13 protein-coding genes are annotated in these 12,383 nt (G+C 63.3%); 7 read left to right on the top strand and 6 right to left on the bottom strand.

Annotated features, from left to right (window positions below; all coding sequences use genetic code 11):
• The first annotated feature begins 179 nt into the window (after positions 1 to 179).
• From nrdH to ACZ9BC_RS06165, 5 genes are all read left to right on the top strand, one after another.
• Positions 180 to 425 carry a glutaredoxin-like protein NrdH gene (gene nrdH / locus ACZ9BC_RS06185; RefSeq protein ID WP_066276552.1) on the top strand — a complete coding sequence of 82 codons (246 nt, stop codon included), beginning with the start codon at positions 180 to 182 and terminating at the stop codon, positions 423 to 425.
• 110 nt (positions 426 to 535) lie between these two features.
• Entirely contained in the window at positions 536 to 1,006 is a 471-nt protein-coding gene (gene nrdI / locus ACZ9BC_RS06180; RefSeq protein WP_476245401.1) for a class Ib ribonucleoside-diphosphate reductase assembly flavoprotein NrdI, read from the top strand.
• A gap of 20 nt (positions 1,007 to 1,026) precedes the next feature.
• Positions 1,027 to 3,147, top strand: coding sequence for a class 1b ribonucleoside-diphosphate reductase subunit alpha (gene nrdE, locus ACZ9BC_RS06175; protein ID WP_115525690.1), 2,121 nt, complete (start codon positions 1,027 to 1,029; stop codon positions 3,145 to 3,147).
• A gap of 98 nt (positions 3,148 to 3,245) precedes the next feature.
• The gene (gene nrdF, locus ACZ9BC_RS06170; protein ID WP_050054849.1) at positions 3,246 to 4,220 is read left to right on the top strand and encodes a class 1b ribonucleoside-diphosphate reductase subunit beta; all 975 of its coding nucleotides are present in this window, start codon (positions 3,246 to 3,248) and stop codon (positions 4,218 to 4,220) included.
• A 211-nt stretch (positions 4,221 to 4,431) separates the two neighbouring features.
• On the top strand, positions 4,432 to 5,478 hold the full coding sequence (locus tag ACZ9BC_RS06165) for an MsnO8 family LLM class oxidoreductase (protein ID WP_476245180.1): 1,047 nt from the start codon (positions 4,432 to 4,434) through the stop codon (positions 5,476 to 5,478).
• A gap of 178 nt (positions 5,479 to 5,656) precedes the next feature.
• On the opposite strand, the gene ACZ9BC_RS06160 is transcribed toward ACZ9BC_RS06165, so the two are convergent.
• Complete coding sequence (locus ACZ9BC_RS06160) at positions 5,657 to 5,875, bottom strand: hypothetical protein (RefSeq protein ID WP_476245179.1); 219 nt, start codon at positions 5,873 to 5,875, stop codon at positions 5,657 to 5,659.
• Between the two features lie 39 nt (positions 5,876 to 5,914).
• Positions 5,915 to 6,112: a zinc transporter permease gene (locus ACZ9BC_RS06155; RefSeq protein ID WP_476245178.1), complete on the bottom strand. Its 198-nt coding sequence runs from the start codon at positions 6,110 to 6,112 to the stop codon at positions 5,915 to 5,917.
• A 419-nt stretch (positions 6,113 to 6,531) separates the two neighbouring features.
• On the opposite strand from ACZ9BC_RS06155, the gene ACZ9BC_RS06150 reads away from it, so the two are divergent.
• Complete coding sequence (locus ACZ9BC_RS06150; RefSeq protein WP_476245177.1) at positions 6,532 to 7,365, top strand: aldo/keto reductase; 834 nt, start codon at positions 6,532 to 6,534, stop codon at positions 7,363 to 7,365.
• 110 nt (positions 7,366 to 7,475) lie between these two features.
• Here the strand turns inward: ACZ9BC_RS06150 and ACZ9BC_RS06145 are convergent, their stop codons facing one another.
• From ACZ9BC_RS06145 to ACZ9BC_RS06135, 3 genes are read right to left on the bottom strand one after another with little or no spacing between them, the layout of a single operon-like run.
• Positions 7,476 to 8,243: an SCO1664 family protein gene (locus ACZ9BC_RS06145; RefSeq protein ID WP_476245176.1), complete on the bottom strand. Its 768-nt coding sequence runs from the start codon at positions 8,241 to 8,243 to the stop codon at positions 7,476 to 7,478.
• Positions 8,243 to 8,791: a DUF3090 domain-containing protein gene (locus ACZ9BC_RS06140; protein WP_476245175.1), complete on the bottom strand. Its 549-nt coding sequence runs from the start codon at positions 8,789 to 8,791 to the stop codon at positions 8,243 to 8,245. The genes ACZ9BC_RS06145 and ACZ9BC_RS06140 overlap by 1 nt, the downstream gene beginning before the upstream one ends.
• Positions 8,792 to 8,816: 25 nt before the next feature.
• On the bottom strand, positions 8,817 to 9,509 hold the full coding sequence (locus ACZ9BC_RS06135) for a histidine phosphatase family protein (protein WP_476245174.1): 693 nt from the start codon (positions 9,507 to 9,509) through the stop codon (positions 8,817 to 8,819).
• A 99-nt stretch (positions 9,510 to 9,608) separates the two neighbouring features.
• Between ACZ9BC_RS06135 and ACZ9BC_RS06130 the strand changes: the two genes are divergently transcribed.
• Positions 9,609 to 10,832: a hypothetical protein gene (locus ACZ9BC_RS06130; RefSeq protein WP_476245173.1), complete on the top strand. Its 1,224-nt coding sequence runs from the start codon at positions 9,609 to 9,611 to the stop codon at positions 10,830 to 10,832.
• Positions 10,833 to 10,841: 9 nt separating this feature from the next.
• Here ACZ9BC_RS06130 and ACZ9BC_RS06125 read toward each other — a convergent pair whose 3' ends face one another.
• Positions 10,842 to 12,377, bottom strand: coding sequence for a glycoside hydrolase family 32 protein (locus ACZ9BC_RS06125; RefSeq protein ID WP_476245172.1), 1,536 nt, complete (start codon positions 12,375 to 12,377; stop codon positions 10,842 to 10,844).
• Between the last annotated feature and the right edge of the window lie 6 nt (positions 12,378 to 12,383).

The following is a 12,383-nucleotide window of genomic DNA, read 5'->3' as shown; positions in this document are numbered from 1 at the left end:
CGCCGGGATTCCGGACATTTTGACGGCACCTGCCTGTGGATTAAAGGTGCATTAAATGACATACTTGTAATACATCATCTTGGGGTTCCTAAGAGGCGTCTGCACTAGATGTAGTATCTAGATACAGCTTGGGCGGGAACACCGGACGAGCAAGTTTTCCAGAAAAGGGGACAGGAACCATGACCGTAACGGTTTACACGAAGCCTGCTTGTGTTCAGTGCAACGCCACCTACCGCGCGCTCGACAAGAAGGGCATCACCTACCAGAGCGTTGACATCTCCCAGGACGCCGAGGCCCTCGAGCGCCTGAAGTCGCTGGGCTACATGCAGGCGCCCGTTGTGGTCACGGACCAGGACCACTGGTCAGGCTTCCGTCCGGACAAGATCGAAGAACTGGCGCTTTCCGCCGTTTCCTCCGTGGCCTAAGGGGCCACGTTTTTCCTGCCGGCAACCAGCAACCAGCTGAGGTGACTCCCATGGCGGCACCAACAGCACAGCAGAACCACACGGCTCGACAAATTCACGCGGCTCAGCGCGTGGAGGTGTCCCCGCCGGCACCGCAGCAAGATGCCACAGGGCAGGTCACAACCGGCAGCCAGCTCATCTACTTTTCCTCGGCATCCGAGAATACCGGCCGCTTCGTGTCGAAGCTTGGCCGCGATTCTGCCCGGATTCCGTTGTACTCCAGGGATGCACCCCTCCTCGCCACCCGGCCTTTTGTGCTGGTGGTGCCCACCTACGGCGGCACCGGGGGAGAGGGCTCCGTTCCCAAGCAGGTCATCCGGTTCCTGAACAACCCGCAGAACAGGCAGCTGCTCCGCGGGGTCATCGGCGCCGGCAACACAAACTTCGGGGACAACTACTGCCTGGCGGGGGACATCATTGCCGCCAAGTGCGGAGTGCCGCACCTCTACCGCTTCGAATTAATGGGCACGCCAGACGACGTGTCCCGTGTAAACAATGGATTGGACACGTTTTGGACACGACTGTCGCAGACACGGAAGTAACCAGGGCCCAAAAGCCTGAGATGCCGGCCGCCTACAAGGGCCTGGGCTATCACGAGCTGAACGCAATGCTGAACCTGTACGGCCCCAACGGCGAGATCCAGTTTGAGGCTGACCGCGAGGCTGCGCACCAGTACTTCCTGCAGCACGTTAATAACAACACCGTGTTCTTCCATGACCTGGAAGAGAAGCTCGAGTACCTGGTCAAGAACGACTACTACGAGCGCGAAACGCTGGACCAGTACACGATGAACTTCATCCGTGACCTGTTCAACCGTGCGTACAAAAAGAAGTTCCGCTTCGAGACCTTCCTGGGCGCGTTCAAGTTCTACACCTCCTACACGCTGAAGACCTTCGACGGCAAGCGTTTCCTGGAGCGCTACGAGGACCGCGTCTGCATGGTTGCCCTGCACCTGGCCCGCGGCAACGAGCAGCTCGCCCTGCAGATGGTGGACGAGATCATCGAGGGCCGTTTCCAGCCGGCCACACCTACATTCCTCAACGCCGGCAAGAAGCAGCGCGGTGAGCTGGTCTCCTGCTTCCTGCTGCGCATCGAAGACAACATGGAGTCGATCGGCCGTTCCATCAACTCGGCGCTGCAGCTGTCCAAGCGCGGCGGCGGCGTGGCTTTCGCCCTGACAAACATCCGTGAGGTGGGCGCGCCCATCAAGCAGATCGAGAACCAGTCCTCCGGCGTCATCCCCGTGATGAAGCTCCTCGAAGACAGCTTCTCCTACGCCAACCAGCTCGGTGCCCGCCAGGGTGCCGGCGCGGTGTACCTGCACGCCCACCACCCGGACATCTACCGCTTCCTGGACACCAAGCGCGAGAACGCGGACGAGAAGATCCGCATCAAGACCCTCTCGCTGGGTGTTGTCATCCCGGACATCACGTTCGAGCTGGCCAAGAAGGACGAGGACATGTACCTGTTCTCGCCCTACGACGTCGAACGCGTCTACGGCATGCCCTTCTCCGACGTCTCGGTCACCGAGAAGTACTACGAGATGGTGGACGATTCCCGGATCAAGAAGACCAAGATCAAGGCGCGCGAGTTCTTCCAGACCCTCGCCGAGATCCAGTTCGAATCCGGCTACCCGTACATCATGTTCGAGGACACGGTGAACCGGGCCAACCCGATCGACGGCAAGATCATCATGTCCAACCTGTGCTCCGAGATCCTCCAGGTCTCCCAGCCCACCACATACAACGATGACCTGTCCTACGACGAGACCGGCAAGGACATCTCCTGCAACCTGGGCTCGCTGAATATTGCGAAGACCATGGATTCGCCGGACTTCGGCCTGACCATCGAGACGGCCATCCGTTCCCTCTCGGCGGTATCGGACATGTCCAACATCACCTCGGTGCCGTCCATTGCGAAGGGCAACGACCAGAGCCACGCCATCGGCCTGGGCCAGATGAACCTGCACGGCTACCTTGCCCGTGAGCGGGTCCACTACGGCTCCGAAGAGGGCCTGGACTTCACTAACATCTACTTCTACTCGGTGGTGTACCACGCCATCCGTGCCTCCAACCTGCTCTCCATCGAGACGGGCCAGACCTTCGGCGGCTTCGAGAAGTCCAAGTACGCCTCGGGTGAGTTCTTCGACAAGTACACGGAGCAGGAGTGGGTGCCGCAGACCGAGAAGGTCCGCGAGCTGTTCAAGAACGTGCACATCCCCACCCAGGAGGACTGGCGCGCGCTGAAGGCTTCCGTTATGGAGCACGGCATCTACAACCAGAACCTGCAGGCCGTACCACCGACGGGCTCGATCTCCTACATCAACAACTCCACCTCCTCGATCCACCCGGTGGCGTCCAAGATTGAGATCCGCAAGGAAGGCAAGATCGGCCGCGTCTACTACCCGGCGCCGTACCTGACGAACGACAACCTGGAGTACTACCAGGACGCGTACGAGATCGGCTACGAGAAGGTCATCGACACCTACGCCGCAGCCACGCAGCACGTGGACCAGGGCCTGTCCCTGACGCTGTTCTTCAAGGACACCGCCACCACGCGCGACATCAACAAGGCCCAGATCTACGCCTGGAAGAAGGGCATCAAGACCATCTACTACATCCGTCTCCGCCAGCTCGCGCTGGAAGGGACTGAGGTGGAGGGTTGCGTTAGCTGCATGCTGTAGTTGTAGCCTCAACTAACTTGTGAAATGACGACGGCGGGCGCCCGCCCGCCGTCGTACGCTTTAACTTAGAGAAACCCACCCAACGTTTAGGGGATGACATGACCGAGAAGGTCAAGCTACTGAGCCACGTCGAGGCCATTAACTGGAACCGCATCCAGGACGACAAGGACGTGGAGGTCTGGAACCGGCTCGTCAACAACTTCTGGCTGCCGGAGAAGGTTCCGCTGTCCAACGACGTCCAGTCGTGGAACACCCTGACGCCCGCTGAGCAGCAGCTCACCATGCGCGTATTCACCGGCCTGACGCTGCTGGACACCATCCAGGGCACCGTCGGCGCAGTTTCGCTCATCCCGGATGCGCTGACCCCTCATGAAGAGGCCGTGTACACCAACATCGCCTTCATGGAATCGGTGCACGCCAAGAGTTACTCCTCCATCTTCTCCACCCTGGCCTCCACCAAGGAGATCGACGAAGCGTTCCGCTGGTCCACCGAGAACTCGAACCTTCAGAAGAAGGCGCAGATCGTCATGGACTACTACCAGGGCGACGACCCCCTGAAGCGCAAGGTGGCGTCCACGCTGCTGGAAAGCTTCCTGTTCTACTCGGGCTTCTACCTGCCCATGTACTGGTCCTCGCGTGCCAAGCTGACGAACACTGCTGACCTGATCCGCCTGATCATCCGCGACGAAGCTGTTCACGGCTACTACATCGGCTACAAGTTCCAGAAGGGCCTGGAGGGCCTGTCCGAGGAACGCAAGCAGGAAATCAAGGACTACACGTTCGAACTGCTCTTCGAGCTGTACGAAAACGAAGTCCAGTACACGCACGATCTCTACGACGGCGTTGGTCTGGCCGAGGACGTCAAAAAATTCCTGCACTACAACGCCAACAAGGCCCTGATGAACCTGGGCTACGAGGCGATGTTCCCGTCCTCGGTTACGGACGTGAACCCGGCGATCCTGTCGGCGCTTTCCCCGAACGCTGACGAGAACCACGACTTCTTCTCGGGCTCGGGTTCGTCCTACGTCATCGGCAAGGCAGTCAACACCGAGGACGAGGACTGGGACTTCTAATTCCCCCTGTCGTCTAGTTGGACGTCTTCTTCCAAGTAACTGCCACTAAGCGGGCCCTGCACGGTAAATCGCGCAGGGCCCGCTTTGTCAGCCTCCCGGGAGGGGAGTGGCCCTCGGCACTCCGCACATCACGTTGGACAGCGTCGGACCCCGGATGCCGTACCCGCCTTCCGGAACGGAATTCTTCCGCGCCCGGAGGGGTTCAAGCAGTATGGCCCTTCCCCTTCCCCGGATTACCATTCTCGACCGTGCCAACGCGCGGGACGGGTTTCCTGCTTCGGACGCCCTTAATCGGGTGCTGGAACGGGCTCAGCGGGCCGAGGACTGGGGTTACCGCCGCTTCTGGGTCGCAGAGCACCACGCGGTGCCAGGCATCGCCGGTTCCGTTCCGGCCGTGCTGATGGCCGCTGTGGCTGCCCGGACGCACTCCATCCGGGTCGGTTCAGGAGGCATCATGCTTCCCAACCACCAACCACTGGTGGTGGCAGAACAGGCGGCCACGCTGGAGGCTCTGCATCCCGGGCGGATCGACTTGGGCGTTGGCCGGTCTGTCGGTTTCACCCCGGCGATCCGGAATGCGCTTCGCGCCGGGAAACAGGACGCGGAGCAGTTTGAAGACCAGCTGGCCCAACTGCTTGCTTACCTGTCCGGAGCCGCGCCCATCACTGCCCGGCCGCGGAATGATTCGGCTACACCGGTATTCGTGCTGGCCACCGGTTCGGGAATCGATATTGCAGCCCGTGCCGGCCTGGCTGTGGTGCTGGGCGGACCGGCCGTGTTCCGGACGGATCAGAACGGCACACTCCCGGCGCTGGAAAGGTATCGCTCACAGTTCCGTCCATCACGTTGGTTCGAGCGGCCGTTTATCCTGGTTTCCGCCAACGTAGCGGTGGCCGCCACCCGCCAGGCGGCGAGGGAACTGCTTCTGCCCGAAGCCGTCGCGCTGGCCCGCTCCAGGACCACCGGCGAATTCGCTGCCTTGGCGCCCGTGGGTCCGACCGAGTGGGCCGGGCTGAGTCTCAGGGAAAAGGAAGCTGTCGAAAGCAGCCTGTCCACGTCGCTTTACGGCACGGCCTCCGAGGTGCGGACTCAAGTCCAGCGCCTTCTCGCCACCTCCGGAGCTAACGAGTTGCTCGTCACAGGCGGAGCCTTCGACGTCGCGGCACAGGCGGAATCCGATCGGATCCTGGCCGGGCTCTTCCCCCAAGACGAGCGCCGCAGCATGGACGACCGCTGTGGATTCGCGGCATCCCATTGACGCCCACCTGACTTGACGCCACCTAGCGCCCTCCCACCGGGGGAGCAGCCAATCCGGCCTAGCCCGGTCCTGTAAATGGGGTGGCGGTGGAGGAGCTACTGCTCGGCGCCGCCGTGCAAAGGGTCGTCGCCGGCGTCGCTGTCTGGTGGCCGGTCAAATGGTTACCTGCTTCTAACGTTCAAAGACTTTCGGGTGGCCGGCTGGCTGCTTCGAGAGCATCACGGGCAGCAGCAAGCTCGTCGTAGGCGATCACCCAAACCGCGCCTTTTGGCGAAAGACCAGGGTCGTTACCTCCTTCTGCTCCACTTTCGCCAATCTCACGCCGATACTCTTCCGCCGCCTGGCGTTCCGTGTCTTCCGCTACTCGCACTGCTTCTTCCAGGTCTCTTCTGTTCATAGAATTAGAGCCCTCTCTTGGTGCTTCATAGGGGCGGGCTCAGTGCTCGTCGTAGTGGTCATCGTGAGCGGCGTGCCGGTGCCCATCGTGCAAATAGTCCACGTGGCCGTCGTGCTCCACAGTTTCGTGTCCGCACCCGGGGCCGTGCTGGTGGGAATGTTCGTGATCTGCGGACTTGTGCTCAGCCCTGGAATCATCGGGGTCGATCGGTGAAGCGTGTTCGGGAGTGATTGACATTGCCCTTTCCCCGTTCGTTCGTCGCTGCTCCTGACGTATGCGGCACGACCTTTCGTCGATTGCACCGCTTTCCTAGGCCAGAAACTCTACGCCGGGAAACGCGCCGACCGGAAGAGTGGCAGCAGGGAAAGCGGGTCAGGCGGACGGGCCAAGCCGGACTCCGGCTTCGGTTTCCGAGGGTCCCCGTAATCACATGGTTGGCCACTGGTGTAGGCGAAGGTGACCGCTACCGGGTTGCTGTGCGGCGCCGGCCCGGACCTCGGCACCTATCCTGTCCTGGTCCGGGGGAGTAGATTCGAACATGTTGCTGCCGGGCAGGATCACCAACCGTGCAGCCAGCAGCAGCGCCCGACCATCGGCCGGCAACAGGGACGCGGTGCATCCCAGGACGGGACCGGGCATTTCTGATGGGAGCTACGATGCGTGAGGTACTTCTTCCGTCCGGTGAAGCTGTCCCGGCGCTCGGAATCGGAACGTGGGGAATGGGAGAGCACCCCGGCAACGCCGCGCGCGAGACGGCGGCGATCCAGATGGCCCTGGACCTTGGGATGTCCGTGGTAGATACCGCCGAGATGTATGGGAATGGCGCCGCCGAGGAACTTGTTGGCAGGGCGCTGGCAGCACGCCGCAACGAAGCGTTCCTGGTCACCAAGGTCCTGCCGCATCACGCCACCCTGCGCGGAACCATCGCCGCTTGCGAGGGCAGTCTGCGTCGCCTCGGAACGGACAGCATCGACCTATATCTACTGCATTGGCAGGGCGCGGTTCCCTTGGCGGAAACGCTCGAAGCCTTCGAAGACCTGCAGCGCGCCGGAAAGATCCGGCACTGGGGCGTCAGCAACCTCGACGTCGCGGATCTGGAAGACCTTATGCGACTGCCCGGCGGCCAGAAGGTCGCGACCGACCAGGTGGTGTACAACCTGACCCGCCGGGGCATCGAGTTCGATCTGTTGCCCCGGTGCATCGGCCGGGGCATCCCGGTGATGGCGTACTCGCCCCTGGAGCAGGGCCGAATGCTGGACGATCCCGTGCTGGTCCGCATCGCAAGCGAACACAATGTCAGCCCCGCTCAGATCGCCCTCGCCTGGGTGCTCAGGCAGCCGCTCGTCCTGGCGATTCCAAAAGCCTCAAGCCCGCACCATGTTCAGGAATGCCGAAAGGCACTCGACGTTCGGCTCACGCCCCGCGACCTGGCCGACTTGGATCGTGTTTATCCCCCGCCCACTCGCAAACGCGTGCTTGAGGTGATCTAGCGCCGCCTTCGGGAACGCTATTCCGGGCACGCGGCCCGTCAATCCACACCAGGTAATTGTTCGGGCCACCCACGTGGAACAAGGCTGCGAAGCCTGCAGCCCTGGTGTCCTTAAAACAGCGGCCAAGGCACCGCGGGCATATCACCGCTCGGAGCCGGAAACCGCCCCGTCAACCGTAACCGGGTGCAGCGCGCGGCGAGTGAGGCAATTTCTCCGGCGCTGAGCAACTTCGCGAGGCTTCGGCCCAGCTCACCGTGCAGTCCTTCAATGACGCGATCGACGCCTTCGCATTCCTGCTCGGTCAGGGTCTCTCCCAGCCACCCCCACAGCACCGTGCGCAGCTTGTGGTCACGGTGAAAGGTGAGTCCATGGTCCACGCCGTGCCGGTGTCGGTTGGGCATGGCAAGGATGTGATCGCCTTTGCGGTCAGCGTTGTTGACCACCACGTCGAACACCGCCATGCGTCGGAGCTCCGGTGTGTCCTCGTGGACGAGGGCGACCATCCGTCCCGTCTCATCCTGGCCCTCGAGGACGTGTTTCCACCCGGTCTCCGGCACGTCGTCCGCCGCAAAGAGATCCACCGCGTTCTGGTCGGGGTCCCTGTCCTGCCACAGCTGCACCATTCCCTCGCCCAAAGGACCATCGCGGAGCCAGGTGCGTGGCACCACATTCCAGCCGAGGACCTCAGATACCAGGTAGGCGGCGACCTCCCGGTGCGCAAGGAAGCCGTCGGGAAAATCCCACAGCGGTTTCTCTCCGGCTATCGGTTTATAAACGACCGTGGTGCCGGCGATGGTGCCCACAAAGGTGGCATTCGACGCCGTGGTGATCCGCCCCGTGAGCGTCAGCTCGGCAGTCATCAGGTCGGGCGCGGGCATCAGACCTCGGGCAGGGTGCAGACGTGCCCGTCGGCGTCCACGGGATAACCGCAGAGCGGGCATGCGGGACGCCCGGCGCCCACCACCTCGCGGGTCCGTTTAGCGAATGCGCGGGCGGCGCCAACCGGCATCCGCACCAGCAACATTTCGGGCGCTTCAGTGCCGTTCGCATTAAGCGGTTCGTCGTCGTCATCTACATCGAGGATCGGGTATGCCTCTATGACCACCTGCGCCGTCGTCGGGTCCCAGCCCAAGGTCATGGCACCGGTGCGGAACTGCTCCTCGACCGCCTCGAGCTGGTCATTGTCGACGAGTTCGATGGGAGTACCGGTGGGTACGCTGAAGGGGTTGCCCTCGAGGGTGAGGAGCTGATCGAGGATTTCGTCGATCTTCTCGGCAAGCTGGGCCGACTGCTGCTTCTCCAGGGCGATGCTCACAATTTGCTTGCCTGTGCGTACCTGGAGGTAGAACGTGCGTGACCCTGGAGCGCCGACGGTACCGATGACGACCCGGTCAGGCCAGGCAAACTCGTGAACAAGTGTGGGCATGTCAGTATTTTAGGCACATAAGGTTTTACTGCGCCGTCTGTCCCGCGCCGCCACCCACGGGCGCATCGCCGGAGTTGACGCCTTTCGACAGCCATGACAGGTCCCCCGCGGTGGTGTTCGTCGCATAGACGCTGGGCCGGACAGCACCATAGTGCACGATCGACACGGAGGCCGGGCCCACGTTGATGCGCTGGAACAGGTCGAGGTGCATACCCAACGCGTCGGCAAGGATTGATTTGATGATGTCGCCGTGACTCACCGCCACCCAAACGGCTCCTGGCCCGTACTCGGATTCGAAGGCTGCATCGTGCCGTCGGATTGCTGCCACCGACCGGGCCTGCATCGCCGCCATGGATTCACCGCCGGGAAACACGACGGCCGACGGCTGCGACTGCACGGCCGCCCATAGGTCTTCGGCGGCGAGATCGGTGAGCATGCGGCCCTGCCACTGGCCATAGTCACACTCGGTGAGATCGGGATCGGTCGGCGCATAGGGACTACCAGCCTGGCGATCGAGGATGAGCTGGGCGGTTTGCCGGCAACGCTCGAGGGGGCTCGATACCACCCCGGCTAAGGGCACCACTGCGAGTCGGTCTCCGGTCAAGGCTGCCTGCTCGCGCCCGAACTCGTCCAAACTGACGCCGGCCGCCCTGCCCGCCAGCATTCCAGCGGCGTTGGCTGTGGTGCGGCCGTGCCGCACGAGGATAACTGTCGCCATCCATACAGCCTAACCAGCCTTCTTCGCCTAAAGTGGCAGACCACTGCAGAACTCAGTAGCGTCGTTCCCGCAAAACATTCTCCGGCAGTTAGGTACTCCTTGGGCAAGAACAGTAAAAACCGTCGCTCCGGCAAGGGTGCGGTGGGACAACGCCGTCCGGGGCCGGTCTCCCTTAGTTCCTTCCGTGCCGCTCGCGCCCTGGACGCATTGGCGCCGGCCTATGTCCAATGGTTCGACGACGGCACCCCCGGAGCGGGCGCCGCTGCCCTGCAATACCTGAAGCTGATGGAACCCACCATCAGCCGCTATCTGGAGACCACTGCTGCGCCCGACGTGACAAGCTTCGACCCGGCTGCCCTGGCCAACGCCGTCGCGGCGGAAGTCACCGCCGCCAGCCGTGCGCAGGACCCCGAAACCGCTGACCCGGAACAGGCCGCCCTGATCGTTGATTCTGTCCGCAGCTACCTCGAGTTCCTGTCTGAAACCAGCCGGTGGACCGGGCCGGCGGAGCAGTTGGCCGAAGCCCTGGACTTCTTCGACAGCCTCGCCGACGGCGACGACGGACAGGAGTCCATTGAGGTTCCGGACATTCCCCAGGAGCAGGCACTGGCAGCCTTCACCGCACTGCCCCTGATCCAGAAAGCGACAGCCCTGCTTCGATGGATCGGCGACGGGAAGCCCGTGACCGGAACGGGTGCGCTTCGCCTGAAGGACATCGAGGAAGCCGCCGCCTGCGTCGGCGTGTCGGCCAGGGGCGGCACCAAGCGGGCAGGTGAGCCCGAAGACGTCCTGACCGTGCGCAGCATGTACGAGGTGCCACTGCTTGCCGAAATCTGGGCCACGCTTCAGGCAGCCGAGCTGATACGGGTCAAGCCGACGAAAGTGGTGCCGTTCGAGGATCCCGCGCACTTCCTGGACGGCAGCGTCGCGGAGCAGCTGGACGAGTTCATCATGTTCACCTCGTGCTTCCTGGAGCACGCCGTGCTGCGGCTTGATCCCGAGGAGCCCTGGGAGCATCCACTCTCCGCAGTGCAGGTGTCCATCCTGCTGGCGGCAGCCACGGCGGAACCACCGTCCGTGGAACGCATGAAGACAGCCCCAGATCGTGCCCAGGAAGCCGAGAAGGCTGCCGTCACCGAATTGACCAGGGTGGCCATGGCCCGCTTGGAGGAACTTTCAGAACTCGGGCTGCTGACCATTGACACCCATTTCCGGGTGCCCCCGGCGCTTATCGGCTGCGTCGCAGACACGTTCGACCATCCATCGCTACTGGCAGAGCTTGGTCTGGGAGCGGCACCGGACGATGAAGCGGAAGCGGGCTGACACCCGGGTTCAGCCGCCGACGACGTCGAGCGCCAGGAGTTGCGCGCCCTCACCTTCAGCGATGATTGCCAAAGCCGTGCCCGCCTCAGCAGGGAACACAAGGTCCGTGATGGTGGCCAGCCCGTCCTGGGCGAAGACCTCCACTGAGCAACGGTCAAGGTAGGCGCGAAGGCGGAGGCGGCCGTCCTGCAACGGGACCGCCACCGTCTCAACGGAGGCGAAGGTTCCGTGGAAATCAACGTGCCCCGACGTGCGCCTGTCCAGGCGCAGCGTTCCTTCCGCCACATCGTAGGTGAGCAGCGTGGCCTGGGCGCCGCCCGCGCGGAGCATCAGTCCCACCCGGGTCGCGGTGCCCGGCTCGAACTCAACGTCGATGCGCGCCACTATCCCGGTGACCGGAAGTTCCAGCGTGCCCGGCACCAGCCGCTGCGGTCCCAGGTGGAAGCTTCCAAACTCCGATCCCTCGAAGGGATCGACAGCCGTCTGCCGGAGCACCACCTTGCCGTCCACCCGGGCCAGCGTAACTTCCCGCGGCAACGACATTGCACTTCGCCAGCCGCCGGTGGGGGTTGAGCCCGCATAGTCCCAGTTGTTCATCCAGCCGATCATGATGCGCCGGCCGTCGGGCACATTGCTGAAGGAGACGGCTGCGTAGTAGTCACGTCCCCAATCCAGCCAGCCGTACTCGCGCATCCGGCTGCCGTCCTTCTGGAGGCCCTCGGTGACGGTCGATTCGGACCGGAACGTCACGCCGTCGAACCCGCCCAGGAAGTACTGCCCCGCTGAGCCGCCGGCGATACCTCCCGGATTGATGTTCACGATGAGGACCCACTTCCTGTCCTCCGGGTTCCCGTCCACGGGCAGCTCGAACAGGTCGGGGCACTCCCACACTCCGCCGGTGGCGTTCGCAGGCCCAAACGTGCTCAGGTACTCCCAGGCCTTCAGGTCCGCGGACTTGTAGAGCACCACCTGCCGCTCCACCGCCTCGACGGCGACCATGACCCAGTACCTTCCGGCGGCGCCGTCGTACCAGAAAACCTTGGGGTCCCGGAAGTCCGCCGAGGCGCGGTCGAGGACCGGGTTGCCCTGGTGCTTGGTCCAGGTTTTGCCCTCGTTCAGGCTGTAGGCGAGGGACTGGGCCTGCCGCCCGGCCAGGGGTGAGTCAGCACCGTAGGCGCTGGTGTAGACGGCCACGAGCGGCGGGCACTGGGCAGTGCCGAATCCGCTGCTGTTGTTCCGGTCGAATACCGCCGAGCCGGAGAAAATGGCTTCCTGCGCATCGCAGGAAATGGCCACCGGCTGCTCCTCCCAGCGGAGCAAATCCCGGGAGGTGGCGTGGCCCCAGGACATGTTGCCCCAGCCCGTGCCGAAGGGGTTGTGCTGGTAGAAGAGGTGGTACGTCCCGTTGAGGTAGACCAGCCCGTTGGGATCATTAAGCCAGTTGCGATCGGCGGTGTAGTGCCATTCGGGGCGGAACCGGTCCCTCGACCGAACCGTCGGGGCGGCGGCGGACGCCGGAGCCGCCGTCGTCGTCAATGAATTCATTGTCGC

Source organism: Pseudarthrobacter sp. TE3704 (assembly GCF_056279405.1).
This window is presented reverse-complemented; position numbering and strand designations above follow the sequence as displayed.

Bases quoted from the DNA above. Each gene is read 5' to 3' on its own strand.
- nrdH (WP_066276552.1), top strand. From the start codon at position 180: ATGACCGTAACGGTTTACACGAAGCCTGCTTGTGTTCAGTGCAACGCC.
- nrdE (WP_115525690.1), top strand. From the start codon at position 1,027: ATGCCGGCCGCCTACAAGGGCCTGGGCTATCACGAGCTGAACGCAATG.
- nrdF (WP_050054849.1), top strand. From the start codon at position 3,246: ATGACCGAGAAGGTCAAGCTACTGAGCCACGTCGAGGCCATTAACTGG.
- ACZ9BC_RS06165 (WP_476245180.1), top strand. From the start codon at position 4,432: ATGGCCCTTCCCCTTCCCCGGATTACCATTCTCGACCGTGCCAACGCG.
- ACZ9BC_RS06160 (WP_476245179.1), bottom strand. From the start codon at position 5,875: ATGAACAGAAGAGACCTGGAAGAAGCAGTGCGAGTAGCGGAAGACACG.
- ACZ9BC_RS06155 (WP_476245178.1), bottom strand. From the start codon at position 6,112: ATGTCAATCACTCCCGAACACGCTTCACCGATCGACCCCGATGATTCC.
- ACZ9BC_RS06150 (WP_476245177.1), top strand. From the start codon at position 6,532: ATGCGTGAGGTACTTCTTCCGTCCGGTGAAGCTGTCCCGGCGCTCGGA.
- ACZ9BC_RS06145 (WP_476245176.1), bottom strand. From the start codon at position 8,243: ATGCCCGCGCCCGACCTGATGACTGCCGAGCTGACGCTCACGGGGCGG.
- ACZ9BC_RS06140 (WP_476245175.1), bottom strand. From the start codon at position 8,791: ATGCCCACACTTGTTCACGAGTTTGCCTGGCCTGACCGGGTCGTCATC.
- ACZ9BC_RS06135 (WP_476245174.1), bottom strand. From the start codon at position 9,509: ATGGCGACAGTTATCCTCGTGCGGCACGGCCGCACCACAGCCAACGCC.
- ACZ9BC_RS06125 (WP_476245172.1), bottom strand. From the start codon at position 12,377: ATGAATTCATTGACGACGACGGCGGCTCCGGCGTCCGCCGCCGCCCCG.